This window comes from Halobaculum sp. XH14, assembly GCF_032116555.1.
Lineage (GTDB): Archaea > Halobacteriota > Halobacteria > Halobacteriales > Haloferacaceae > Halorarum > Halorarum halobium.
Genome location: NZ_CP134949.1, coordinates 1,514,461 through 1,537,189, shown reverse-complemented (window position 1 = coordinate 1,537,189; position 22,729 = coordinate 1,514,461). Strand labels below are relative to the sequence as shown.

General features: G+C 69.4%; 21 protein-coding genes and 2 tRNA genes. 6 read left to right on the top strand and 17 right to left on the bottom strand.

Features of this window, described 5'->3' with window-relative positions; translation table 11 throughout:
* Nucleotides 1-35: 35 nt before the first annotated feature.
* From RJT50_RS07830 to RJT50_RS07795, 8 genes are all read right to left on the bottom strand, one after another.
* Nucleotides 36-1,568, bottom strand: a complete 1,533-nt coding sequence (locus RJT50_RS07830; RefSeq protein ID WP_313695658.1) for a phosphoenolpyruvate carboxykinase (ATP) — start codon at nt 1,566-1,568, stop codon at nt 36-38.
* Between the two features lie 90 nt (nt 1,569-1,658).
* Nucleotides 1,659-2,390, bottom strand: coding sequence for a GNAT family N-acetyltransferase (locus RJT50_RS07825; protein ID WP_313695655.1), 732 nt, complete (start codon nt 2,388-2,390; stop codon nt 1,659-1,661).
* Nucleotides 2,391-2,638: 248 nt separating this feature from the next.
* Nucleotides 2,639-3,706, bottom strand: a complete 1,068-nt coding sequence (locus RJT50_RS07820; RefSeq protein WP_313695652.1) for an mRNA surveillance protein pelota — start codon at nt 3,704-3,706, stop codon at nt 2,639-2,641.
* Nucleotides 3,707-3,741: 35 nt separating this feature from the next.
* The gene (locus RJT50_RS07815) at nt 3,742-4,458 is read right to left on the bottom strand and encodes a DUF4013 domain-containing protein (RefSeq protein ID WP_313695649.1); all 717 of its coding nucleotides are present in this window, start codon (nt 4,456-4,458) and stop codon (nt 3,742-3,744) included.
* Nucleotides 4,459-4,468: 10 nt separating this feature from the next.
* Nucleotides 4,469-5,221, bottom strand: a complete 753-nt coding sequence (locus RJT50_RS07810; protein ID WP_313695647.1) for a DUF4013 domain-containing protein — start codon at nt 5,219-5,221, stop codon at nt 4,469-4,471.
* Between the two features lies 1 nt (nt 5,222).
* Nucleotides 5,223-7,352 (bottom strand): ribosome rescue protein RqcH, encoded by a 2,130-nt coding sequence (gene rqcH / locus RJT50_RS07805; protein ID WP_313695644.1) that lies wholly within the window; start codon nt 7,350-7,352, stop codon nt 5,223-5,225.
* 352 nt (nt 7,353-7,704) lie between these two features.
* Nucleotides 7,705-7,788, bottom strand: a tRNA-Ser gene (locus tag RJT50_RS07800).
* Between the two features lie 26 nt (nt 7,789-7,814).
* The gene (locus tag RJT50_RS07795; protein WP_313695643.1) at nt 7,815-8,564 is read right to left on the bottom strand and encodes a DUF2064 domain-containing protein; all 750 of its coding nucleotides are present in this window, start codon (nt 8,562-8,564) and stop codon (nt 7,815-7,817) included.
* Nucleotides 8,565-8,624: 60 nt separating this feature from the next.
* On the opposite strand from RJT50_RS07795, the gene RJT50_RS07790 reads away from it, so the two are divergent.
* Nucleotides 8,625-8,825: a hypothetical protein gene (locus tag RJT50_RS07790; protein WP_313695641.1), complete on the top strand. Its 201-nt coding sequence runs from the start codon at nt 8,625-8,627 to the stop codon at nt 8,823-8,825.
* 32 nt (nt 8,826-8,857) lie between these two features.
* Here RJT50_RS07790 and RJT50_RS07785 read toward each other — a convergent pair whose 3' ends face one another.
* Nucleotides 8,858-9,490, bottom strand: a complete 633-nt coding sequence (locus RJT50_RS07785) for a uracil-DNA glycosylase (protein WP_313695639.1) — start codon at nt 9,488-9,490, stop codon at nt 8,858-8,860.
* A 5-nt stretch (nt 9,491-9,495) separates the two neighbouring features.
* Complete coding sequence (gatE, locus tag RJT50_RS07780; protein ID WP_313695637.1) at nt 9,496-11,364, bottom strand: Glu-tRNA(Gln) amidotransferase subunit GatE; 1,869 nt, start codon at nt 11,362-11,364, stop codon at nt 9,496-9,498.
* A 163-nt stretch (nt 11,365-11,527) separates the two neighbouring features.
* Here gatE and RJT50_RS07775 point away from each other — a divergent pair, with 163 nt between their 5' ends.
* A complete protein-coding gene (locus tag RJT50_RS07775; protein WP_179169020.1) occupies nt 11,528-11,722 on the top strand; it encodes a cold-shock protein in 195 nt (64 codons plus the stop codon).
* Between the two features lie 168 nt (nt 11,723-11,890).
* Here the strand turns inward: RJT50_RS07775 and RJT50_RS07770 are convergent, their stop codons facing one another.
* From RJT50_RS07770 to RJT50_RS07760, 3 genes are all read right to left on the bottom strand, one after another.
* On the bottom strand, nt 11,891-12,058 hold the full coding sequence (locus tag RJT50_RS07770) for an HVO_2901 family zinc finger protein (RefSeq protein WP_313695632.1): 168 nt from the start codon (nt 12,056-12,058) through the stop codon (nt 11,891-11,893).
* Between the two features lie 108 nt (nt 12,059-12,166).
* A complete protein-coding gene (locus RJT50_RS07765; RefSeq protein WP_313695630.1) occupies nt 12,167-13,306 on the bottom strand; it encodes a citrate/2-methylcitrate synthase in 1,140 nt (379 codons plus the stop codon).
* Nucleotides 13,307-13,481: 175 nt separating this feature from the next.
* Nucleotides 13,482-14,894 (bottom strand): class II fumarate hydratase, encoded by a 1,413-nt coding sequence (locus RJT50_RS07760; RefSeq protein WP_313695627.1) that lies wholly within the window; start codon nt 14,892-14,894, stop codon nt 13,482-13,484.
* A gap of 141 nt (nt 14,895-15,035) precedes the next feature.
* On the opposite strand from RJT50_RS07760, the gene RJT50_RS07755 reads away from it, so the two are divergent.
* Nucleotides 15,036-15,518 carry an SRPBCC family protein gene (locus tag RJT50_RS07755; protein ID WP_313695625.1) on the top strand — a complete coding sequence of 161 codons (483 nt, stop codon included), beginning with the start codon at nt 15,036-15,038 and terminating at the stop codon, nt 15,516-15,518.
* A 28-nt stretch (nt 15,519-15,546) separates the two neighbouring features.
* Here RJT50_RS07755 and RJT50_RS07750 read toward each other — a convergent pair whose 3' ends face one another.
* Nucleotides 15,547-16,464, bottom strand: coding sequence for a DMT family transporter (locus RJT50_RS07750; RefSeq protein ID WP_313695623.1), 918 nt, complete (start codon nt 16,462-16,464; stop codon nt 15,547-15,549).
* Between the two features lie 259 nt (nt 16,465-16,723).
* Nucleotides 16,724-17,308, bottom strand: a complete 585-nt coding sequence (locus RJT50_RS07745) for an NAD(P)/FAD-dependent oxidoreductase (RefSeq protein ID WP_313695621.1) — start codon at nt 17,306-17,308, stop codon at nt 16,724-16,726.
* Between the two features lie 162 nt (nt 17,309-17,470).
* Here RJT50_RS07745 and RJT50_RS07740 point away from each other — a divergent pair, with 162 nt between their 5' ends.
* Both RJT50_RS07740 and RJT50_RS07735 read left to right on the top strand, forming a co-directional pair.
* On the top strand, nt 17,471-18,646 hold the full coding sequence (locus RJT50_RS07740; RefSeq protein ID WP_313695619.1) for a tubulin/FtsZ family protein: 1,176 nt from the start codon (nt 17,471-17,473) through the stop codon (nt 18,644-18,646).
* Nucleotides 18,647-18,938: 292 nt separating this feature from the next.
* Entirely contained in the window at nt 18,939-19,538 is a 600-nt protein-coding gene (locus tag RJT50_RS07735) for a nitroreductase family protein (protein WP_313695618.1), read from the top strand.
* 227 nt (nt 19,539-19,765) lie between these two features.
* Here RJT50_RS07735 and RJT50_RS07730 read toward each other — a convergent pair.
* Nucleotides 19,766-19,839: transfer RNA gene (locus RJT50_RS07730), tRNA-Tyr, on the bottom strand.
* Nucleotides 19,840-19,954: 115 nt separating this feature from the next.
* Between RJT50_RS07730 and RJT50_RS07725 the strand changes: the two genes are divergently transcribed.
* Nucleotides 19,955-20,722, top strand: a complete 768-nt coding sequence (locus RJT50_RS07725) for a hypothetical protein (protein WP_313695617.1) — start codon at nt 19,955-19,957, stop codon at nt 20,720-20,722.
* Nucleotides 20,723-20,770: 48 nt separating this feature from the next.
* Here RJT50_RS07725 and RJT50_RS07720 read toward each other — a convergent pair whose 3' ends face one another.
* Nucleotides 20,771-22,687, bottom strand: a complete 1,917-nt coding sequence (locus tag RJT50_RS07720) for a DEAD/DEAH box helicase (RefSeq protein WP_313695615.1) — start codon at nt 22,685-22,687, stop codon at nt 20,771-20,773.
* Nucleotides 22,688-22,729 lie beyond the last annotated feature (42 nt).

The window sequence follows — 22,729 nt, the reverse complement described above, 5'->3', positions numbered from 1 at the left end:
TCTCCCGTCTGAGTTGGGAACCCGGGCGGGGCCCGTCAGTAGACGGCCTCCACGACCCGGTCCTCGAGCGCGTCGAACCCGGAGAGGTACGCCCGCCGCTCCGCGCGGAGGTCCCGGAGCGTCCGCTCGTACCCCTCGACGTTCTCCTCGACCGCGAACTCGTCGACGTTCATCCCGGGCACCGACCGCGGGACGGTCAGCCCCGTGGCCCCGTCCTCGCGCCACTCGACGCGTCCCCTGGCGAGTTCGCGCAGGACGGTCACCGTGTCGTCGACGCCGACGTCGCGTCCGTCCTCGCCGACCGAGCCGGTGTTGAGGACGAAACAGTCGACGTCGAGCGCCGCGACGAGTTCCCGGAACCGGTTCCCCTCCTCGCCCTCCGGGCCGACGATGAACGGGTTGGTGCCGACGACGCGGATGGACTCGCCGGCGTTCTCCGGGTCGCCCGCGCTGGTCTCGACGGACTCGCCGAGCATGAACGCGGCCGCGGCCTCGTCGGCGTCGAGCTTCGCCACCGGCGGCATGGCCGGGTTTCGCGTGATGAAGAAGACCTGATCGACCCCGTCGAGGTCGATCTCGTCGGCGGCCGAGGAGAGTTCGTCCCGGCGGATGGCCGCGCGGCCGTTCCTGGTGAGCGCGTCGTCGTCGAACTCGACCGTCCCGTCCTCCTCGATCGCGACGTTCTCCAGGACGGCCGACTCGTGGGTGACCGCGCCGTACAGCGCCGGCTGCTCGTCGGCGTCCAGCCCGATGGTCTTGACGTACAGTCCCCCACCCTCGCTGCCCGCGACGGTGCCGTCGGGGAGGAGCGCGCAGACGTCGTCCTGACACATCCGCGCTCCCTCCGGCGGTTCGAACCCGAAGCCGTGGGCGGTCAGCGTGGACTTCCCCGTCGCGGAGAGACCGAGGAACAGCTGTCCCACCTCGTTCAGATCGCCGTCGGCGTCGCGCGCGACGACCCGTTTGCTGCCGGCGTGGAGCCCGAGCCCGCCCGCCTGCTTCGCGTGGTACATGAACAGCCGCAGGAACGACTTCTTGGCCTCGCCGGTGTAGTCGGTCCCGAGGACGACGGTGAACCCCTCGTCGGGAAGGACCCTGATGGCGGTCTCGCTCCGGTCCGGAAGCTGGACGGTCACGAAGTCCGGCTCCGGTGGCTCCGCGAGCCTCGAGGCCGACTCGACCGGTTCGAACAGCGTCGCCCACGCGAGCGCGATGCGTGCGTGCTCGCGAGGGACGTAGTAGCGACAGACGAACGAGAGTTCGGGACGCCGGCCCATCCTGCGGTCGAGACAGAGCATCCCCCGCTCGCCGGCGGCGGTGGCGGCGTCCTCGAACAGCGCGTCGTCGACGGCCGTGAACTCGTCGTCGACGGCGTTTTTCGTCCGCTCGGCGTTGCGCGAGCGGTGCTCGCTGACGTAGGCCGGACAGCCGAACTCCGTGGTCGTTTCGTCGTCCGCTGCCAGTTCCCGGAGCCGTTCGAGCGACGGGTCGTACGTGACGGCCGGGGATTCGACGGGGTCCGGGAGCGCCGCCGTGGGAGCGGCGTCCCTCACCCATGTGTTCGACATCAACGGGAGAACGCCCGTGCGCCGACAATAGTAGTCGGTGACTAATCGTGGAGGACCCGGGCCCTCGGACCCCGGTCGGGAGCGTCCCGATCAGAACGCATAGGCCATCATCACCTCGTCGACGTACTCGCCGTCGATGGTGTAGTGCTCCTGTCTGATCGCTTCCGTGTTCCAGCCGCGGTCGGTGAGAAACGAGAGGGCGTTCTCGTTGGTCACCGGGATGCTGTTGTACACCTTGCGGTAGCCGTTCGCCTCCGCCCAGTCGAGCCCACGCTGGAGGAGCTTGCTCCCGATTCCGTACCCGCGGGAGGTCGTCTCGACGCCGACCGTCAGCTGTGCGGTCTCCCGGACGCGACGGACCTGCGGCAGGTCGAGGTGGGTCCAGCCGACGACCGACCCCTCGACGGTCGCCACGAAGAACAGCCGCGACTCGACGGTGTTGTGGCGCGTGACGGTGTCCTCGTACAGCAGCTGTTCGGCGATGCTCTCGGCGACGACGTACGTCTCCTCGGCGGTCACGTCCCGGATCACGTTCACGAGCCCCTCGAAGTCGTCCTGCCGGGCCGGCCTGATCGTGAACGCGACGCCCCCGGTCGCGTACTCCCCGACGGAGCCGGCGTCGAGGGCGACGCTGAGGGTCCCCCCGTCCTCCTCGAGGTAGCCTCTGGATTTCAACAGCTCCAGTTCGGTCCGGAACTCCTCGCTCGGCACCGACACCACCTCGAAGAGGAAGTTGCGCTCGGCCGTCCCGTGCCGCTCGACGTACTCGTACATGCGTTTCCTCGCCTCCGACTCGAACGTCGGGCGTTCGATCACCTCCATGGTTCCCGATAGGAGAAGCCGGGGCTTATCTCTTGCCTACTGGTACCAAATGTCACGATTTCGACCCGGCCGGGGTCACCGACACGCCGGGCGCCACGTCGGTCGAAACGGTCTCCGAGCGGCACGGGCGGTTCCGGACGTCCGGCGTCGAGCGTTCGGGAGACCCCTTCAGCGTCGACCGTCAGGGTCGAGCCGTCTGGGTCAAACGCTTGCCGTCAGGTGCGGGCGTCTGGCGGACCCGTCGCCGTTCACTGCAGCCGATATCGGAGCAGCGCGGCGACGCCGCCGAGGTTCCGGAGCTGCTGGCCCGGCGCGAACTCAGCCGAGAAGACGACCACGTCGCCGCCCTTCCGTTCGACGGACTCGATGAGTTCGTTCGCGTCGACGTCCCAGTCGCCCTCGCCCTGTCGTTCCTGCCGGAGCCGCTCGTCGAGGACGAGCAGCGTCTCGACCGCGCCGAACTCGGCGGCCTCCATCGTCTCAGCGACGCCGTAGGTCGCCTTCGCGCCCTCCGCAATGTGTTCGGTCAGCCGGTCGATGAGCTCCGCCTCGCGGGCGATTCGGGTCTCGCGCTGGACGTCCGCGACCGCCCCGCGCTTCAACACTTCGTGGACCCCGCGGTCCCCCGCGGCCGACGTGTCGACGACGGTGATGCGGTCGGCGAGTTCGCGGTGTTGCTCCGTGACGTGGTCCCGCGCGTCGTTCTTCGTGAACCCTGGGCCGGCGAGGATGATCGCGTCCGAGTCGACGTGTGCGAGCGCGTCGCCGAGTTCGCCGAACAGCTCCTCGCGGGGGCGGGCGTACTCGCCCTTCCCGGTCGGTTTCGTGAAGCTGGCGTACTCCTCCGTACCGTACTGCTGGACGGTGTGGATGTACGCGGCCCCCTCCTCGACGGTGGCGATGGCGACGTCGGGCGCGTCGGTCGCCTCCTCGGCCTCCTCGATGCGTTCGATCTGGTCGGGCTTGAACTGCTTCTCGACGGTGAGTTCCGAGCGCTCCTCGACGTTGATCGTGTGGTGGTGGCCCAGCTGGTCCTCGCGAGAGCAGCCGACGATGACGCCGCCGACCCGGAGCCGGTTGGCGAAGCGCGCGAACTCGACGTCCTCGACCTCGATGGTGACGTGCATGTGCTCGCGCTCGCCGCCGGTGTCACGGAGGTTCTCGTCGTCCCGCTGGACGCGCCGTGTCGTGTCGGCCTCCACGCGGTCGCCGGGCTCCAGGACGTGCGAGAGGTGCCAGAGGTCGTCGGTCGTCTCCGGGACGACCGTGAGCCGCTCGCGGCCCTCCGCGCCGCGACCGCGGCCTTCGATTCGCATGGAGGGGGATGGGCGACCCGGCTACTAAGGCCTTCTCAGACGCCGCCGGAGCGGTCGGTCGTCGTCGCCGTCGACCCGGGCGCGGGCGAGAGCCCGGAGGCGGTCCGTCCCTCGGCGTAGCCCCGGCCGAACAGGTAGTAGGTGACGACCTGCCCGTAGAACAGGATCGGCAGGCCGACGAGGATGAACGCGAGCGTCCCGCCGACCGAGTTGAGAACGGCACCGGCCACGACGCCCAGCAGGACGGCCACGAAGTACTCCGAGGTGAACGCGACCGCGCGCACGGTCGAGAGGTCGAACGCCGCGCCGAGGCGACCTTCCACGGCGAAGTTCGCGAACATCGCCGGGAGGAAGTACGCGAGCACGAGCGCCAGCAGGCCGACGACCGCGAACAGCAGCAGACTCAGCAGGCCCAGCGCCGCGGCACCGGATCCGCCTCCGGCGTCGCCGGCCGCGAACGCGCCGCCGAGGAACACCACGGTCACGATGACGAACGGGATGGCGACGATGATGCCGAACACGAGGTTGATGAGGAACAGTTTGAGGCCGTCGACGAACAGGTCACCCCAGTCGGTGAACGACGGCGCTTCCGTCTCGCCGGCGACCGACGAGCGCAGGACGCGGACGAGATAGCCCTGGACGATGAACGCCGGGATGATGAGGATACTCAGAACGGTGAGCAGCGCGCCGATGAGCAGCGTGGCGATGCTGTCGTCGCTCTCCAGCGGGTAGCGCAGTGATTCTTCCAGCATGCGTGATGGGTCACCGAGCCGATGTAAAACCGTTTCCCCGCACGCCGTCGGCGATCGCCCGCGCCGCGACGACCTCGGCGTAGAACAGGACGAAGAATCCCAGGGCGATCCGGTTGAGCGGCTGGGCCAGCGCGACGGCCGACCCGATCGTCACAGCCCCCACGCTCCACGCGTAGAAGTACCGGCCGTCGGTCACCGTTCCCCACAGCCCCCGCGGGTCGAAGGCGGCCCGTAGCCCCGAGCGTGCGAGCCCCACGAGCGCCGCCGGCAGCACGTACGCGAACGTGGCGGCGAGCAGCAGCGAGAGCGTGCTGGCGACGACGAACAGGCGTGACGGGACGTCGGCGGGAACCCCCTCGATCGCGGCGCGGCCGACCGTCAGCAGGAGGAACGCGACCGGCGGAACGAGGTAGGCGAGACAGACGAGCGACCCGAACAGCCCGTCCCGGAGCAGTCGCCTCGGCCCCCTGAACAGCGGGAGCTCGACACCGTGGCCGTGGGGGCCACCCTCGGCGACGGCCTCACCGTCGTCGCTGACACCTCCGCTCGGATCGGCAGCGTCGTCGCCGCCGCCATCGGCCCGGTTTCCACCGACGCCACCGCCATCCGCTCGCAACAGCCCGACGAGGTAGCCGACCACCGGGACGAGCGGGAGGAGGGGAACGAACGCGGCGAGCAGGTGGAGCCCGCCGCCGATCGCGAGCGTCTCGAGCGCGTCGCCGCGGTCGCCACGGAACGGGAACGCCAGCGCCTCCTGTAGCATCTCAGACCCCCAGCAGGTCGCTCCCGCCCGGCGGGAGGAACTCCTGAATCCGGTCGGCGGAGGCGATCTTCCGGACGAACGAGTCGTCGGCGAAGCGTCGCTTGAACTCCCGATAGCACTTCACGGCCGCGTCGTTTTGCGCGAACTTGCCCGGCCGGAGTTTGATGGTCGTCTCCGCGCGGTCCTCGATGGCCGAGGTGGGCCCGCCGACGACGCGCGTCTCCGGCTCGGCCTGCACGCCGACCGACACCGAGGCGGGGACGTCGCGGTAGTACTCCCGGTCGCCGCGGATGACGAACCCGCCCTTCTCGACGTACTCGCCCGACTCGGGCGTCTTGGACACCTGCTCGGGCGTCACGAGGTAGGCGTCGCCCGCCCCGCGGCCGTCCTTCCACACCGAGGAGTACGAGACGGCGAACTGGGCGGCCTCCTCGCGCGACTGCTCGGGGATGGTGACGTCCCGTGCGGGTTCGGACGGGTCCGTCGCCTTGATGACCGTGACCGGCCCGCCGTGGGCCTGCGCGTGGAGGAACAGGTCGTCGGCGTCCATGTACTTCTTCACGAGTTCCTCGTTCTGGTCGGCGTTCCGGCCGCCGATGACCAGGAAGCCGTCGCTCGTCTGGAGCCACCTGAACCGGTCGTACCAGTGGTCCTGCTGGCGGATCGGGACCGAGGGCCGGGAGAGCCAGTCGACGTCCGGCTCCTCCCCGTCGTCGTCCGCCTCGCCATCCGCGTCCGACTCGGCACCGTCCCCCGGCGCACCCTGCTCCTCGTCCGCCGCCTCCCAGGCCTCCTTGCGCGCTCGTACCTCCGCGAGCTCCTCGCGGGTGTTCTCGATCGCCGCCTCCGCGCCCTCCTTCTTCCCCTCGATGCGCTTTGCCTCCTGATAGAGCCGGTCCGCGTTCTTCTCCGGCCCCGTGAGCGCGTCCAGCGTGACCGACGCCTCCCCGAGCGAGAGGCGGACCGTCCCCTCGGCGCCGTTCACGTCCTCGACGGCCTCGGCCTCGGGGATGCCGCGGTCGGCCCCCTCGGCGAACGTCGCCTCGATCTCCTCCCAGGGACGACCCTCCTCCCGGGCCGCCTGCACCGTCGAGAGCACGTCGTCCACGAGGTCGTAGTGGGCGTAGACGAGTTCGGCGCGCTCGCGCTCGGCCTCGGCCTGCTCCTCGAACTCCGCTATGGCGCCCTCCTGCTGGTCGATGATTCGCCGCTTCTTCTCGATCTCGGCCTCGAAGTCGGGCGAGTCGTCGATCCCCTCGTCCTCCGTGAGGTCGAGGCGGTGGAAGTACGCGTCGAGCGCGGCGTTGAAGTCGTCGTACGCCTCGCTCTCCAGTCCCTCGTGCTCCTCCAGCGGGAGCGGCGTCACGTCGACCACCTCCCCGTCATCCAGATAGACGCGAGGGTCGAGATCGCCCGAATCGAGCCGTTCGCGGAAGCGGACGATGGCGTCGTGGACGGCCCGGTACTGCTCCTCGGTCGCCTCGTCGATCGGCGTGCCCTTCTCGACGCCCGCGCGGGTGCAGACCTCCTCGGCGTAGAGGCCGCCGAAGTTGAGCTGGGTCGCCAGCGTCCGGACGATGTCGGTGTCGGATTCGTCCATCCGTGCCCTGAACGGCTCGAAGTCGACGTTCAGCGGGTGGAGCCGCGACTGCGGGTACTCGTACTGGCTCCCCGGCGCGATGGTCCGGGACTTCAGCCGGACGGTCTCCAGGCTCCGCTGGACTTCCCTGGTTTCATCGAGCACGGCGACGTTCCCCTGCCCGAACAGTTCGGCGGCGACGAACGTGTCCTCGTCCGGGCGCTCGAACTCGAAGGTGAGGATGCGGTCGAACTCGTACTGCTCGACGCCGGCGAACTCGCCGCCGCCGATGCGGGCCCGGAGGGTCTTTGCGAACTCCGGCGGTCGGCCGGGCGCGTCGGGAACGTGGGCGGGGTCCGCGACGTGGCAGCGCTTCACCTCGCCCGTCTCGACGAGGAGTTCGACGCGCCCGCGGTCGAAGTCGCGCAGCTTGAACCGCACGAGGTCGTCGCCGTAGAGGTAGACCTTGTCGACCTTCGCGCCCTCGTAGCGCCCGAGTTCCCCGACCAGGGCGGTGAGGTCGACCGACGTCATCTCGCGTTTCGGCTCCATCTTCTTGGTCAGTGGTTGATGGGGTGGGCGTTTGGGCGTTGCGGGATGGGTCCGATGCTCTGGGTCGGCTGGATGTGTGTCAGCATCCATCGACGGCAACTGCTCGAAAGCCCCCGCGGCTGTCGACTCGGTGCGGCCGCTGCGCTCCTCGTGCTCGCACACTCCGCTCGTTCGCTGCGGTGCTCGTCCCTCGCGCGAGCGGCCGCGCGCCACGGCAGCAACGGTGCGGTCGCACCACGCGCCCCTCCGAGAGCGAGCGAGCGGAGCGAGCGACGGGAGTGAGGAGTGCTTTTAATCGACAGTTTACCGAGAGAGCCGCGGCTCGCCGCGGCGAACGCAGCGTAAAATGTCGCGGTGGGACTGGGATTCGAACCCAGGAAGCCGTGAGGCTACCTGCTTTCAAGGCAGGCGCAATGGGCCACTCTGCCATCCCACCACGAGTGGGTCTTCTCGATAGCCGACTTAAGGATTGTCGATGACGAGTTCGCCGTCGCGGACCCGAAGCCCGTGCTCGTGGACGAACGAGGCCGTGTGCTCGGGGACGATGCGCTCCGCCGAGATTCGCGACCAGAGGACCGGCAGCAGGTCCCGGAGGTCCGCACCCGTCTCGACGGCGACCTGCATCGGGAGGTACTCGACGTCGTGGCCCGCGTCCCGTGCGCGGTCCGTCAGCGTCTCCAGTTCCGCGTCGCCGAAGGCGGCCGCGAAGTCCGCCGGCTCGGTGTAGCCCGCGAAGTACGTTCGGCCGCGGGTCGACGGGCCGAGCACCGTCTCGTTCGTCCGGAGCTTCATCGCCGAGGAGTCGAGCAGCGACCGCGTGAGCAGCGGCGCCGTGCCGCGCACGACCGCCACGGACTGGGCGCCCTCCTCGCCGAGCAGGTGCGAGATCGTGTTGCCGGCCCGCGCCGAGACGTCGGAGCCGACCTGCTCCTCGAACCGCGCGTCGGTCACGTCCTCCAGGGCGCTCGCCGCGAGCGAGCGCAACGCGGCCTCGCTTGCTGTGTCGGTCACGAACCCGTCCGGCAGGAGGTCGTCCGGCCGGTAGTTCACGAGCAGACTCGCTCCCGAGCGCTCCACCGCGCGGACGGTGTCCTTCAACAGCGCCCGGTACAGGTCGGTCGCCGCCCCGGCCGAGAGCGGGGACGTGTCGGGGAGGTCGGGGAGCACGAGTCCGGGGCGCGGCGGGTCGGCCAGGACGACGACGACGGTCATGCCCGCACCTCGGCGGGGCGCGTCCTTCAACCTTATACTCTCGCGCTCGACAGCCACGGTATGGACGTGACACGGTTCGGCGTGCTCGGAACGCTGCTCGTCGCGCTGTTGGCGCTCGGATCGCTCGTCTCGCTTTCCCTGACCGGGCTCTCACTGGGCGGCGTCGCGATCACGCTCGCGATGCTGGTCGCAGTCGTCGCGCTCGCCGTCGCCTGGGGGCGACACACTGCACCCCGGCGCTGGCGGACGACCTACTGGTGACCGCATGAGCGCGACGAGGGGAACACGGGAGACTACCGGCTCCGCCGCCCCTTCGTCTGTCGGTAGTCGCGCGAGAAGACGTTCTCACGGACGTGCTCGACGAACGCGTCCGCGTCGGCGTCGGTCAGGTCAGCAAGGTCCTTCATCGGGAGGAGTTCGAAGCCACGTCCGCGAACCGTCGTCGCGTGCTCCTCGTCGGCGTCGAAGCTCTCCGGCGCGCGGGTGGTGTACTCGATGGCCAGTTCCTCCAGCGCGCGCTGGCCGACGGGGACGATGAGTTCCGGGTTGATCATCCGGAGTTCGGCGTTGCGGTACGGCTCGCAGTTGGCGACCTCCTCGTCGGTCGCCCGGCGGTCGGGGTGCCGACAGCGGGCGAGGTAGGTGAGATAGACGTTTTGCAGTTCGGGTTCCGCGGCGTTCGGCTCGGACCTGGAGAGGCCGAGTTCGCCGAGGATCCGCTGAATGCGACGACCCGCGTCGTCGCCGGTGAACGGGACGCCGTTCGCCTCCGCCGCCGCGGTCGGCGACTCGCCGACGAAGATGACCTCCCCCCCGGCGTCGCCGTAGCCGTGGACGACTTGCTTCCGACAGCTCGCCAGCTCGGGACAGTTCCGGCACTCCTCGTCCATCCCGAACGGGTTCGCGAGGTCCTCCTGGACGGGCATCGGAATCAGGCCCGCTTCCGGATCTCCTCGCGTAGCACGTCGCTCACGATCTCCCCGTCCGCCTTCCCGCGGAGCGCACCCATCGCCTCGCCCATCAGCCCCGAGAACGCGCCCATCCCTTCTTGCTCGATCTGGTCGGCGTTGCGGTCGACGACCTCGGCCACCGCCTCGCGCACGTCGTCCTCGTCCACGCCCGAGAGTCCCGCCTCCTCGACCGCCTCCCCGGCCGAGAGCTCGGGGTTCCGAACGAGCGTCGCCAGCACCTCGTTCACGCCCTCCTTCGCCAGGTCGCCGTCCTCGACGAGGAGCAGCACCGCGAGCAGGTGGTCGTCGGTCAGGCGCTCGACGGGCACGTCCTCGCGCCGGAGCTCGGTCACGGTCGATTCGAACGTCGTGGCCGCGAACGTCGGGTCGACGCCGGCCGCGACCGCCTCCTCGAACAGCGGCATCCGTCGGCCGTACGCGACCTGCTCGGCCAGCCCTGCGTCGAGGCCGTGCTCGTCCGCGTAGCGCTCGGCCTTCTCGGTGAGCAGTTCCGGCGGCTCCACGTCGGTCGGGTCGAGTTCGACCGGCGGGACGTCGGTCTCGGGGTAGAGACGGGCCGCGCCGGGCAGCGGGCGCATGTACCGGGTCGTCCCGTCGTCGTTCGCGCCGCGCGTCTCCTCGGGGACGCCCTCGGTGGCCGTCTCCGCACGTTCGGCCGCGGCCTCGATGGCGAGCGCCGCGACGTCCGGGTCGTCGGCGACGAGCGCGACGGCGTCCTCGGGGGCGGCGTCCACCGCATCGCTGAGCGCGTCGACCTCTGCCTCCGTCACGCCGTAGGCCGGCAGTTCGTCGGTGTGGAAGATGCCGCCCGCGCCGTGGCGCTTCGCGTGATCGGACAGTTCGGTGCCGAGCCTGCGGTCGGGCTGGAGTTCGCACCCGACCAGTCCGTCGAATCCGGCGAGGCGGACCGCGTGGACCTCCCCACCGGAGTCCAGCGCGCCGGCGATGACGCCCGAGTCGGTGTCGGCGAACACGTCCGTCACCTCGGCCGGCTCACCCACCGCGGCGTCGCGCTCGTCGAGTTCCGCGGCGATCCCGACGAGTTCAGCCTGCCGGTCGGCCTCCAGCGCGACGATCTCGTCGATCTGGTCGAGCGCCTGGACGCCCTTGATCTCGACCCGCGCGCCGTCCTCGATGGAGACGTTCACGTCCTGCCGGATGGTGCCGAGCCCGCGCTTCACGGTGCCCGTCGAGCGGAGCAGCATGCCGATTCGCTCCGCGGCGTCGCGCGCCTGTTTCGGAGAGGAGATGTCCGGTTTCGTGCCGATCTCGACGAGCGGGATGCCGAGCCGGTCCAGCGAGTAGCGGACGCCCTCCTCGGTCTCCTCGACGCGCTTTGCGGACTCCTCCTCGAGCATCAGGTCCTCGATGCCGACCGGGCCGTCGGGCGTCTCGATCTCGCCTTCCTCGCCCAGCAGCATCGACCGCTGGAAGCCGGAGGTGTTCGAGCCGTCAATGACGATCTTCCGCATGACGTGGACCTGGTCGACGACGGTCACGTCGAGCAGGGCGGCGATCTGCATCGCGACCGAGAGCGCCTCGTCGTCGACCCGGGAGGGCGGCTCGTCGTCCTCCTCCACGAGACAGGTCGTGTCGTACGCGAGATACTCGAACTCGCGTTCGACCTGCGACTCCTCGAGGGCGGCCTCGTCGATCTCGCCGAGTTCGGACTTCGTCGGGTGGAGGAAGCGGGTGATGGTCCGTTCGGCGTCCTCGGGTTCGCGCAGCGTCGTCGGCGACCCGCAGAAGAGCTTCGTCTCCGTGTCGAGCTGCTGGTGGATCTCCAGCCCGGCGACGAGCCCCAGGTCGTCGTAGTCGCGGTCGGTCATTGTCGGACGTGGGGCGGCCCGGGGCAAAAAGGGTGTGAGTCACGGTCGCTGTGGGTCGAAACGGTCCGAAGGATTCGGTTCGGGGACGGATCGATGGCCCGGCGGTCGTGGTACCACGACCCTCGCAAGGGCTTTACCCGTGTCGTCCCCACGTTCATTTGCAATGGCGAACGGAAAAGTTGATTTCTTCAACGACACAGGCGGCTACGGTTTCATTTCCACCGAGGATGCTGACGACGACGTGTTCTTCCACATGGAGGATGTCGGCGGCGAGGATCTGACGGAGGGTACCGAGATCGAGTTCGACATCGAACAGGCCCCGAAGGGCCCCCGCGCGACGAACGTCGTCCGCAACTAACGCCGACTTCAGCCCGTCGCCACGCGGCGACACCTGAGGACGGTCCGATTCTTCGAACCTACACTCGTGAGCGGCGGCGACGCTGGATCACCGGACAGTGAACAGACTGCTTTGAGGGAGATGTCGGGAGAGAGAAGGGACAGTCAGGTCGCTTCGAGCCGAGACGGATCAGTCGAGTCGCTTCAGCCCGTCGCCGATCCCGGTCGCGTCACAGCCGTCCGTGGGGCAGGCGTAGTGCCAGCCGTCCGTCGTCGCGCGTCCCTCCGGAAACTCCGTGCCACACCGGCGACACCGGAGGAGATCCCGGCCGGTACTCCGGGAGATGAGTTGCTGCATATCCGAACCCTCGGGGGGATGGATGTTGAACGTACCGATGCCGCGCTCCCGAAGCGTGGGGTTATTTCCCCGTTTCGTCGGTGATCCGCAAACTGGGGGCCGACCACGCTACCGTTCACCAACGGCCGTCCACTCGCGCCCCTCGTCGCCGACGTACCGCGCGCGGGGTCGAACGATCTTGTTGTCCGAAAGCTGTTCGAGACAGTGGGAGGTCCAGCCGCCGACCCGGGCCACGCCGAACGTCGCCGTGAACAGCTCCCGCGGGATCCCGATGCCGTGGAGCAGGACGGCCGTGTAGAACTCCACGTTGGTCTCCAGGTTCAGGTCGGGCCGGTGCTCCGCGAGCGCCTCGGCGCCGACGCGTTCGGCCTCCCGGGCGGACTCGAAGAAGTCGGCGTTCCCGGCGTCCGCGTAGAACGATTCGGCGGCCTCGGAGAGGACCGCCGCGCGCGGGTCGCGGACCGAGTACACTCGATGTCCGAACCCCATCAGTCGCTCGCCGGCATCGAGCCGCTCGTGGACGGCCGCCGCCGGGTCGCCCGACTCGTGGATGTCGAGCAGCATGTCCAGCACCGGCCCGGGCGCGCCGCCGTGGAGCGGCCCCTTCAGCGCGCCGACCGCGCCCGTGACCGCCGAGAACACGTCGGACTCGGTGGAGACGATACAGCGCGCGGTGAACGTCGAGGCGTTCAGTCCGTGATCGACGACGCCGTTGAGGTACGTCTCCAGCCCCCGAACCGCTGCGTCGTCCGGCACCTCGCCCTCCAGCATGTAGAGGTAGTTCGCGGCGTGGCCGAGGTCGGTCCGCGGCTCCACCGGCTCCGCGCCCTGTCGGCATCGCCAGTACGTCGCGACGATCGTCGGCAGCACCGCGATCGCGGTGAGCGAGTCGGTCTCCGGGTCGCCCGACTCGCCGGCGTCGTCGCCGAGGTTCGCGGCCGCGACGCCCATCCTCAGCGCATCCATCGCGGGCAGTTCCCGTTGGGCGGCGGCGCGAAGCGTCTCCCGCGTCTCCGGTTCGATGCCCCGACGCGACGCGAGGTCGGCCCGGAACGACGCCAGTTCCCCCTCGTCGGGGAGTCGGTCCTCCCGGAGCAGGAACACCGTCTCCTCGAACGTCGCGTTGCCGGCCAGTTCCGCGAGCGGGAACCCCCCGATGATCAGTTCGCCCTCGTCGCCGTCGATGCTGCTCAAGCGCGTCTCGGCGACGGTGACGCCCTCCAGCCCGCGTGCGATCTCGTCGGTCACGCGTGGGTCGTTGTCACGCCGCCAAGAAAAACTGATAGGTGTCGGCTCCACGGTGACCGTTCGTTCAATCCTCGCCGGCGTCCGCGGATTCCCGGTTCCGTTCAGTCCTCGCCGACCTTCACGGATTCCCAGTTCCGTTCAGTCCTCTCCGACCTTCACGGACTCCCAGTTCCGTTCAGTCCTCGCCCAGAATCCCGGTGTGGGTCATCGCCTCCGGATCGAGCACTTCGTCGGCCTCCTCCTCGGTCAGGTACCCCTTCTCCAGAACGACCTCCCGGACGGTCTTGTCCTCCTTGAGCGCGGTCTTGGCGACCTCGCTGGCCCTGTCGTAGCCGATCGCGGGGTTGAGTGCCGTCGCCAGCGCCATCGACTGCTCGACGCGCTCGGCGCAGTACTCCTCGTTGGCCTCGAGTTTGGCGACGAAGCGTTCGCCGAACACCGACGCGCTGTTGGCGAGCAGTTCCGCCGACTGGAGGAAGTTGTGAGCGAGCACCGGCTTGTAGAGGTTCAGGTCGATCTGTCCCTCGGCGGCCCCGGCCGAGACGGCGGCGTCGTTGCCGACGACCTGCTTGTGGACCTGGTTGACCGCCTCCGCGACGACGGGGTTAATCTTCCCCGGCATGATGCTGCTGCCCGGCTGGTTCTCCGGCTGTTCGATCTCGCCGAGGCCGTTCCGGGGGCCCGAAGCGAGCAGTCGGAGGTCGTTTGCGATCTTGTTCATGCTGCCGGCGACCGTGCGGAGCGCGCCGTGCGCCTCCGACATCGCGTCGTGGGCGGCCTGGGCCTCGAAGTGGTTGTCCGCCTCGCGGAACTGCGTGTTCGTCTCCTCGGAGACGTACTCGGCCGCGAGTTCGGGAAACTCGGGGTCGGTGTTGAGCCCCGTGCCGACGGCGGTCCCGCCGAGCGCGAGTTCCCGCAGGTGGTACCGGACGTCGGCGACGCGCTTGATGCCCTTCTGGATCTGGGCGCGGTAGCCGCCGAACTCCTGGCCCAGCCGGACGGGCGTCGCGTCCTGCAGGTGCGTCCGCCCGGTCTTGACGACGCCGTCGAACTCGGCCTCCTTCTCCTCCAGCGCCGCGTGGAGTTCCTCCAGGGCCGGCATGAGGTCCTTCTCGACCGCCTCGAGCGACGCGACGTGCATGGCCGTCGGAATCACGTCGTTGCTCGACTGGCCGAAGTTGACGTGGTCGTTCGGGTGGACGACGCGGTCGCCGATCCCCTCGCCCATGAGTTCCGCGGCCCGGTTCGCGATGACCTCGTTGGCGTTCATGTTCGAGGAGGTGCCCGAGCCGGTCTGGAACACGTCGACGGGGAACTGGTCGTCGTGGTCGCCGGCGATGACCTCGTCCGCCGCGTCGGTGATCGCCGCCGCCACGTCCTCCTCGACGTGTCCGAGGTCGCGGTTCGCCTGCGCGGCCGACTTCTTGACGACGCCGAGCGCGCGGACGAACCGGCGGCCGAACCCGATGCCCGAGATCGGGAAGTTCTCGACCGCGCGCTGGGTCTGTGCGCCCCAGTACGCGTCCGCCGGCACCTCCATCTCGCCGAGGCTGTCCCGTTCGATGCGGAAGTCTCCGTCCTCGCTCATACTCGACTCTCGGTGGGACGAGTCGTAAAAGCCACCGATACCGTCGTCGTTCGCGGTCCGGCAGCGTCGTCACGGACGGTCGTTCCGGCCGACGGGGTCACCGCCGGAGGTTGTTTCTACCGGCGGGCCGACGATCCGACCGTGAGCACCTATCGCCGTCGGACCCACGTCGACGCGCCGTTCGAGGAGGTGTGGTCGTTCCACTCGCGGCAATCCGGCCTCGAATCGGTGACGCCCGCGTTCATGAACCTCCGCATCGAGCGCGTCGTCGGTCCGGACGGCGAACTCGACCCGGAGGTGCTCGAGCCCGGGACCCGACTGGAGATGAGCGTCAGGCCGTTCGGCGTCGGCCCCCGACAGCCGTGGACCGCGCTGATTCGGGAGCGGGCCAGGGGCGACGACCAGGGCTACTTCGTGGACACGATGGAGGAGGGGCCGTTTCCGAGGTGGCGACACACCCACCGGTTTCGCGCCGAGGACGGCGGAACCCTCGTCCAGGACGAGGTGCAGTATCGGCTCCCCGGCGGAGCGGTCGGGAGGGTACTCGGACCGTTCGCTCAGGTCGGCTTCGAGCCGATGTTCCGCGACCGTCACCGGCGGACGAGGGCGCTACTGGAGGAGTGAGAACGGAACCGGTCCGCGTGACGTCCGGTCAGGTTCCCCTCGCCCGTGCCGCGGCGGTGACGTACACGCCGCCGAGGACGATGGCTCCGCCCACCAGCGTCACCGGCGTCGGATACTCTGAGAGTAGGACCACCGCCAGCAGCGTGCTCCCGACGGGTTCGCCGAGCAGCGAGACGGAGACGACGCTCGACTCGACGTGTGCGAGCGCCCAGTTGATGACGGTGTGGCCGAAGATGCCCGGCCCCGCAGCCATCCCGAGGAACAGCAGCCATTCCCGCACCGGGTAGTCGAATAGCGGGTGGCCGCTGGCGAGGGTCGCCGCGAACAGCGCGACGGCACAGCTCGCGTACACGACGAGGACGTACGGCAGGAGCGGGAGTCGCTGGCGGAGCGACCGCCCCGCGAGCACGTAGCTCGCGGCGGTGACGGCGCCGAGGACGGCGAGCGCGTTGCCGAACAGCGGCCGCTCGCCGGCGAGCGAGGCCGTCCCGAGCACGACGTCGCCGCCGCTCATCACGGCCATTCCGACGAGCGCGACGCCGATGCCGGCGACCATCCTGGGCGTGACCCGCTCGTCGAGCAGCGCCCACGCGCCGAGTGCGACGAACAGCGGCTGGGCCTGGACGAGCGTGACGCTGGCGGCGACGGACGTCCAGCGGAGGCTCTCGAACCACGACGCGAAGTGGATCGCGAGCGCGACTCCCGCGAGCACGGCAAGTAGCGTGTCCCGACGGCGAAGCTGTCGGAACCCGGCGCGGTCGCTCGGCCGAGCGAGCGCGACCGGCATGAGGGCCGCGACGGTGAAGACGACGCGGTAGAGCGCCTTCACGAGGCTCGGCGCTCGGCTCCACTCCACGAGGATGGCGCTCGTCGAGATCGCGACGACGGCGACCGCGAGCGCTGCGAACGGTGGCACGCGGTTCTCGACGACGACGAACGACGACACACTCCCCGCTTCCGGGCAACGCCGTTATCGCTTGTGTTTGCGGACAGACGGCACGGTCGGTTCGGCGAGGGGGCGGCCGCGCGATCGCTGACCCCCCGCCGTCGGTCGGTCAGGTCACGGACGGGCTGGTCCCCTCATCGGCTTTCAACCTTCGCCGGAAGGAGACGAGATGGTGCGGCATGAGACGAGATGTGGTGAGATGGGAAGAGGTGAGATGAGACGAGGTGAGATGAGACGATGTGGGGTGAGTCCGCCCGCGCTATTCGTCGTCGATCAGGGTTCCCAGCGCCTCGTCGGCGTCTGCGGGCGTGTCGAAGTCGTGGAAGTGTTCGCCGCGCTCGCGGGAAAGGACGTTGAGCGCCGCGGCCGCGCCGTCGCCGGCCGAGATGACGGCCTGCCACTCCTCCGTCCGGACCATCGCGCCGGTCGCGTACACGCCGTCGACGCTGGTCTCCATCGTCACGTCCACGTCGACCGCACCCTCGTCGGTCAGTTCACAGCCGAGTTCCTCCGCGAGGTCGCGGTTCGCGCCGGTCGCCAGCACGACGTAGTCGGCGTCGTACTCGCCGTCCTCGGTGGTGACGGCGAGGTCGCCCTCGTCCGTGACCGCGGTGACTTCCTCGCCCTGGTTGATCTCCGCGCCGAACCGCTTCGCTTGCTCCCGCGCCACGTCGAGGTACGCGTCGCCGTCGAGCGAGTCGATTCCCGGGTAGTTGAACAGGTGTGCCTTGTGCAGCCAGCTCGCGTCCGTGTCGAAGACGGTCGCGTCGAGCCCGTTCTTCGCGGCGAACATCGCGGCCGACAGTCCGGCGGCACCGCCACCGACCACAGCTACGTGAGCCATGGGACGACGTTCGGATGCGAGGGGCATAAAACTGGACCGCGAGCGGCCGAGAGCACCGACCGAAGGCCGGCGAGTGACCGTGGAGTAAGCAGAACCTAGCGAGGCGACCCTCGATAATCATCTTCATAACTAACCGGCTCACGGAGAGACGCTTCCGCACGCATGAAGATCGCGCTCATCGGGGTCGGGAACGCCGGCGGCAAGGTCGCCGATGCCGTGTTCACCTACCAGCTCGACCGGGAGCGCACGCTCTGTAGCGCCGTCCTCGCTGTCAACTCGGCACGAACTGATCTTGCGAAGCTGGACCGGATCCCCGAGGGGAAACAGCTCCTGATCGGGCAGACCGACGAGCGGGTCAAGGGCCACGGCGTCGGAAGCGACCCGGACCTGGGCGCCGAGGTCACGCGACGTGACCTCCACGAGATCGAACGCGCACTCGACGAAGTGCCAGTCTACGACATCGACGCGTTCCTCGTGGTCGCGGGGCTGGGCGGGGGAACGGGCAGCGGCGGCGCGCCGGTCCTGAGCGCGGCGCTCCGGGAGACGTACGACGAGCCAGTGTACGGGCTCGGCATCCTGCCGAGCGAGGAGGAGGGCGGCCGGGCGTCGTACAACGCGGCCCGCTCGTTCCGCTCGTTCGCCGAGTCGACGGACAACTTGCTCGTCTTCGACAACGACTCGTGGCGCGGCCACCAGGACTCCGTGGGTGCCGGATACGACCGGACCAACAGGGAGATCGCAACGCGGATCGAAGCGTTGCTCTCCGCCGGCGAGGTCGACGGCGAGACGGTCTCGGAGAACGCGATGGACGCGAGCGACATCAGGCGGACGCTGGGGACCGGCGGGGTCAGCACGATCGCGTACGCCGAGACCGACGTCGAGCCGTCGACGAAGGACTCCCGCGGCCTGCTCGCCCGACTCCGGACGAACGGTGCCGACGAGCCAACGGACCCGGCCAAGAAGCTCAGCGGGCTGGTCCGACAAGCCATCCAGTCCAGGCTGACCCTCCCGGCTGACGTGGAGTCGGCCGAGCGGTCGCTCATCGTCGTCTCCGGCCCGCCGGAGGAGTTCTCGCGGAAGGGCATTGAGAGCGCCCGCCGCTGGCTCGAACAGCGGACCGGCAGCATCGAGGTGCTCGCCGGCGACAGCCCGCGGCCGTACGCGGACACGGTGTCGGCGGTCGTCCTCCTCTCGAACGTGACGGACGCGCCGCGGATCGACGCCCTGCAGGAGAAGGCGGTCGACGCCCGGGAGAACGTCTCCGAGCAGGCCGAGGAGCGCGCGGCGGAGATCCAGGAGCTGATCACCGACGAGGAGGACGAACTGGACCCCCTCTGAGTTGTGATCGGTGTGAGCCCGTGTACTGGCGGCATCGGGACGCTCGAGCGGCACCGTGCCGGGTAACCGCCGTGAGACCTCTAGCCGTCAGATTGCTTCCGCGTGGTGGTGGAGAACTGACCGGTTCGATTCCGCGTAGCAGTCGAGGACGCGTCCGAACGCGTTGCTCGACCGGGCCACGATTTCCCCGGAGCGGAACCACGACGAATCGGAAACTGCCCTCGGGAGCGGCGACAACCCACCAGCCGACGTCGCCTGCAGGACTTTAGTGGGCACGTTCGTACCGCGGCGTATGGAGTACGACGAGGTCATCCATCGCCGTCGGATGGTCCGGAACTTCCGCGAGGATCCGATCGACGAGGGTGCAACAGAGCGGATCGTCACCGCCGGGCTACAGGGGCCATCGGCCGGGTTCAGCCAGGGGTTCGGTTTCCTCGTGCTCGAGTCGCCGGAGGACCGCGAGCGGTTCTGGTCGACCAACGAGCACAACGTCCAGCCCGAGCGCGTCCGCAGGGCGCCGCTGGTGGTGGTACCGTTCGCCTGCAAGGACGACTATCTCGACCGGTACGCCGAGCCAGACAAGGGGTGGACCGACCGCGAGGAGTCGCGCTGGCCGGTGCCGTACTGGTACATCGACACCGGGATGGCCGCGTTGAACGTCCTCCACGCCGCAGTCGCCGAGGGACTCGGAGCGCTGTTCTTCGGCATCCCCGACGAGGACTGGCCGGCGCTCCGGGACGCCTTCAGCGTGCCCGAGGCGTACGACCCCATCGGCGCGATCACCGTCGGCCATCCTGCGGACGAGCGAATCGAGGGATCTGGAGACACTCGCCGGCGGAAGGACGTCGAGGAACACGTCCACGGCGGCGACTGGGGCGACACGTTCCGTTGAGAACCCTTCCGGAGGCTCAGGGAAACCATCCCGCACGAGGCCGTCCGGCTCGACTGAGAACGGGCCTCCGCTTCGATCGAACGGTCCTCGCTCCCTCGATACGCTCGGCCGCTCGCTGACGAGCGACGGCGCTACCACGAGTCAGGTTACCCGTTCGCCCAAACACTGCGGGTGTGAACCGTCCGACTGCGTGACTCCGTTCCGCGGTGTATCGACTCGCGAGAAAGTCCGCCCTCCCCGAATTGAACGGGGGACAAGCCGATCTACAGTCGGCTGCTCTACCAGGCTGAGCTAAGGGCGGTCCGTCTGCTACTCGCCCGGTTGCGAACTTAAGGATTCTCATTCATCGGCCGTTCGCCACGTCGAACCACGCCTCCGTCGGGGGGTTTATCGCGCACGCTCCACATTCGACCGACATGGACGACGAGGGCAGACAGGCCACCTTCGGGGCCGACGGCGACCTCTCCGAGCGCGACCCCGACGCGGACGACACGAACGACTTCGGCGAGCCCAAGGACGCCGGCGAGACGGACGGCGGCTACAGCCGCTACGCGGTGTCCAGCCTGCTCCAGAAGGCCGTCCGGCGCTCCGACGAGGAGGTCGCTGCGTGGGCGGCCTGGGAACTCGCCCGCTCCGGGTTCGCGTGGAACCTCTGGGACCGGCTGACCCTCTACGTCGTGGAGGACCTCCGCGCGGGCGAGGACGTCGCGCTGCTCGTCGAGCGCTACGAGGAACTGGCGACCGAGCGCTGGGAGCCCGGCGAGTGGCGCGGGCGGCTCTGTGCGATCCACGCCGCGCTCGCCTGTGCCCGCGCGACCTCGACCCGTGAGGGCCCGAACGCCGACGAGTACTTCCGGAACGCGGCCGAGGAGCGTGCGGCGGCCCGCGAGCGGGGCGAGGAGCCGGAGGACGACTTCCCGGTCGGCGAGTTCGAACCCGGCGGCGAGTACGACGTCGCGTTCGACGAACACACCGGCGAGGGATCCCGGCTCGGCCGCGGCGCTCGGTTCTTCAAGACCCACGGTGCTCGGGTTGGTCCGGAGGGCGAAACCGGACTCAGTGCGGAGTGGCAGCGGCGGAACATGGAACTGTACGACGTCGAGTTCTCCGGGGCGGAGATCGAACACGCGCTCGCCTCTGTCGAGGCCGACGGGAAGTGGGCCGAACCAGAGTTCGAGGAGTGAGGCCGGTCACGCGAACGGGATCGAGGTCGAGGTCGCTCCGGAAGGCGTCTACTCGACCGTCCGTTCGCGCACCCTGATGCCCTTCTCCGCGAGGTGGTTCATCCGCCGCTGGGCGAAGTCCTCCTCACTCGTCCCCCGCGTCGCGAGCACGTACACCAGCGCCGAGCCCGCGGGTCGCATCGTCCGGCCGGCGCGCTGTGCCCCCTGCCGACGACTGCCGCCCAGTCCCGAGGCGACGACCGCGAGTTCCGCGTTCGGCAGGTCGATCCCCTCGTCGGCGATTCGGGAGACGACGAGCGTCCGCCGCTCGCCCTGCCGGAACTCCTCGAACAGCCGTCGACGCTCCGCGTGGCGCGTCTCCCCGGAGACGAACGGGACTCCGAGCGCCTCCGCGATCCGTTCACCCTGGGCCAGGTAGTCCGCGAAGATCAGCGCCTTGGCGTCGTCGTGTTTGTCCCGCAACCGTCGGATCTCCTCGACCTTCGCCGGGTTTCGCGCGGCGACGCGGTGTTTCTCCCGGCGGTCCGCGCTCGCCCACTCGTTTCGCGCGTCGTCGTGTCGCCAGGGAACGTATCTGATCTCGACTTCCGGCTCCTGCACGTAGCCCGCGTCGAACAGCGCGCCCCAGTCGGTCCCGATCGGCGGCCCGATGAGCGTGAAGATCTCCTCCTCGCGGTCGTCCTCCCTGACCGGCGTCGCCGACAGGCCGAGCCGGTGTTTCGTCTGGAGGTCCGCCGTCCGGCGGAACACGTCCGAGGGGATGTGCTGGACCTCGTCGTAGACGACCAGGCCCCACTCGCGCGAGTCGAACAGCGAGCGGTGCCGATCCATCCCCGCGGTCTGGTAGGTCGCTATCGTGACGGGCCGAACCTGCTTCGTCCCGCCGTGGTACTCGCCGATCCGGTCCTCGGGGAGGTCGGTGTGTCGGCGCAGTTCCGCCGTCCACTGGCCGGCGAGTTCCCGGGACGGCACGAGGATCAGCGTCTCGCCCCCGACCGCCGCGAGGACCGAGATGGCCGCGACGGTCTTCCCGCTCCCGGGCGGGCCGACGAAGACGCCGGCACGCTTCTCCAGGAAGCGGTCACGCCAGTCCGCCTGGTACGCCCGAACGTCCACGTCGAGCGAGACGTCGAGCGGGTCGCCCGACTCCAGGTCGCGCTCGTCCCGGACCGGGTAGCCGGCCTCGTAGAGGATGCGCTTGATCGCGCCGAGTTCCTCGGTGTTGACCCAGGATTCGGTGTCCGACATGTCGGCCTGGAGGTGCGACTCGTCGAGCTTCTGCCGGGCGACGTTGCCCATCAGCTCCTCGCGCTCGGCCGAGAGGACGACGTAGCCCTCCTCGTGCGTTTCGAGCGTGAACTGGTTGGCCCGGTTCCACTGGTCCTCGACCCAGCCCTCCAGGTGCGGCGAGCGACGCGGGAACACCGACCGCATCCGCGCGAGCAGTTCGGAGCAGTCCTCGAACGGCGCCGCCCAGACGTCCTCCTGGCGGATCTCGTAGAGGTAGCCGCGAGTGCCGGGTTCGGTTCCGGTCGAGTCGACGAGGTGGGCGAACTGCGAGAGCCGTGCGCGGGTGTACTGTGTCGGCCGATCCACGACGACCTCCCGACGCTCGGGAAACAGCACGACCCGCTCGCGTTCGGCCAGTTCGCCCCAGGTGCTCGGGTAGTAGACGACCGGATCCGTCTCCACGTCGACGCGCTCGAGGTCACCGCCGTCGGAGAGGTCGTCGAGCGCGTCGCGGGCCCCGGCCTGGCTCAGCCCCGCCCTGCGGGCGACCTGCGAGGCCGTGAGCACCGGTCGCTCCTCGGCTTCGACGACGTCGTAGAACTCGTCCATCGTGACCCCGTCCGGGTCCGAATCGTCGGCGAGCGGGTCGGGCTCGCCGGCACCCTGGTCCCCCGTGTCAGCGGCCCCGTCGGGGTCGGTCTCCGTCCCCGACCGGCCGCCGCCCTCGTCCGTCATTGCCGGCCGTAGGACGCCGCGGGGTAAAGGGGTCGCGTTCCC

Excerpts from the sequence above, each read along its gene's own strand:
- RJT50_RS07830 (WP_313695658.1), bottom strand. The coding sequence starts at position 1,568 with ATGTCGAACACATGGGTGAGGGACGCCGCTCCCACGGCGGCGCTCCCG.
- RJT50_RS07825 (WP_313695655.1), bottom strand. The coding sequence starts at position 2,390 with ATGGAGGTGATCGAACGCCCGACGTTCGAGTCGGAGGCGAGGAAACGC.
- RJT50_RS07820 (WP_313695652.1), bottom strand. The coding sequence starts at position 3,706 with ATGCGAATCGAAGGCCGCGGTCGCGGCGCGGAGGGCCGCGAGCGGCTC.
- RJT50_RS07815 (WP_313695649.1), bottom strand. The coding sequence starts at position 4,458 with ATGCTGGAAGAATCACTGCGCTACCCGCTGGAGAGCGACGACAGCATC.
- RJT50_RS07810 (WP_313695647.1), bottom strand. The coding sequence starts at position 5,221 with ATGCTACAGGAGGCGCTGGCGTTCCCGTTCCGTGGCGACCGCGGCGAC.
- rqcH (WP_313695644.1), bottom strand. The coding sequence starts at position 7,352 with ATGGAGCCGAAACGCGAGATGACGTCGGTCGACCTCACCGCCCTGGTC.
- RJT50_RS07795 (WP_313695643.1), bottom strand. The coding sequence starts at position 8,564 with ATGACCGTCGTCGTCGTCCTGGCCGACCCGCCGCGCCCCGGACTCGTG.
- RJT50_RS07790 (WP_313695641.1), top strand. The coding sequence starts at position 8,625 with ATGGACGTGACACGGTTCGGCGTGCTCGGAACGCTGCTCGTCGCGCTG.
- RJT50_RS07785 (WP_313695639.1), bottom strand. The coding sequence starts at position 9,490 with ATGCCCGTCCAGGAGGACCTCGCGAACCCGTTCGGGATGGACGAGGAG.
- gatE (WP_313695637.1), bottom strand. The coding sequence starts at position 11,364 with ATGACCGACCGCGACTACGACGACCTGGGGCTCGTCGCCGGGCTGGAG.
- RJT50_RS07775 (WP_179169020.1), top strand. The coding sequence starts at position 11,528 with ATGGCGAACGGAAAAGTTGATTTCTTCAACGACACAGGCGGCTACGGT.
- RJT50_RS07770 (WP_313695632.1), bottom strand. The coding sequence starts at position 12,058 with ATGCAGCAACTCATCTCCCGGAGTACCGGCCGGGATCTCCTCCGGTGT.
- RJT50_RS07760 (WP_313695627.1), bottom strand. The coding sequence starts at position 14,894 with ATGAGCGAGGACGGAGACTTCCGCATCGAACGGGACAGCCTCGGCGAG.
- RJT50_RS07745 (WP_313695621.1), bottom strand. The coding sequence starts at position 17,308 with ATGGCTCACGTAGCTGTGGTCGGTGGCGGTGCCGCCGGACTGTCGGCC.
- RJT50_RS07740 (WP_313695619.1), top strand. The coding sequence starts at position 17,471 with ATGAAGATCGCGCTCATCGGGGTCGGGAACGCCGGCGGCAAGGTCGCC.
- RJT50_RS07735 (WP_313695618.1), top strand. The coding sequence starts at position 18,939 with ATGGAGTACGACGAGGTCATCCATCGCCGTCGGATGGTCCGGAACTTC.
- RJT50_RS07725 (WP_313695617.1), top strand. The coding sequence starts at position 19,955 with ATGGACGACGAGGGCAGACAGGCCACCTTCGGGGCCGACGGCGACCTC.
- RJT50_RS07720 (WP_313695615.1), bottom strand. The coding sequence starts at position 22,687 with ATGACGGACGAGGGCGGCGGCCGGTCGGGGACGGAGACCGACCCCGAC.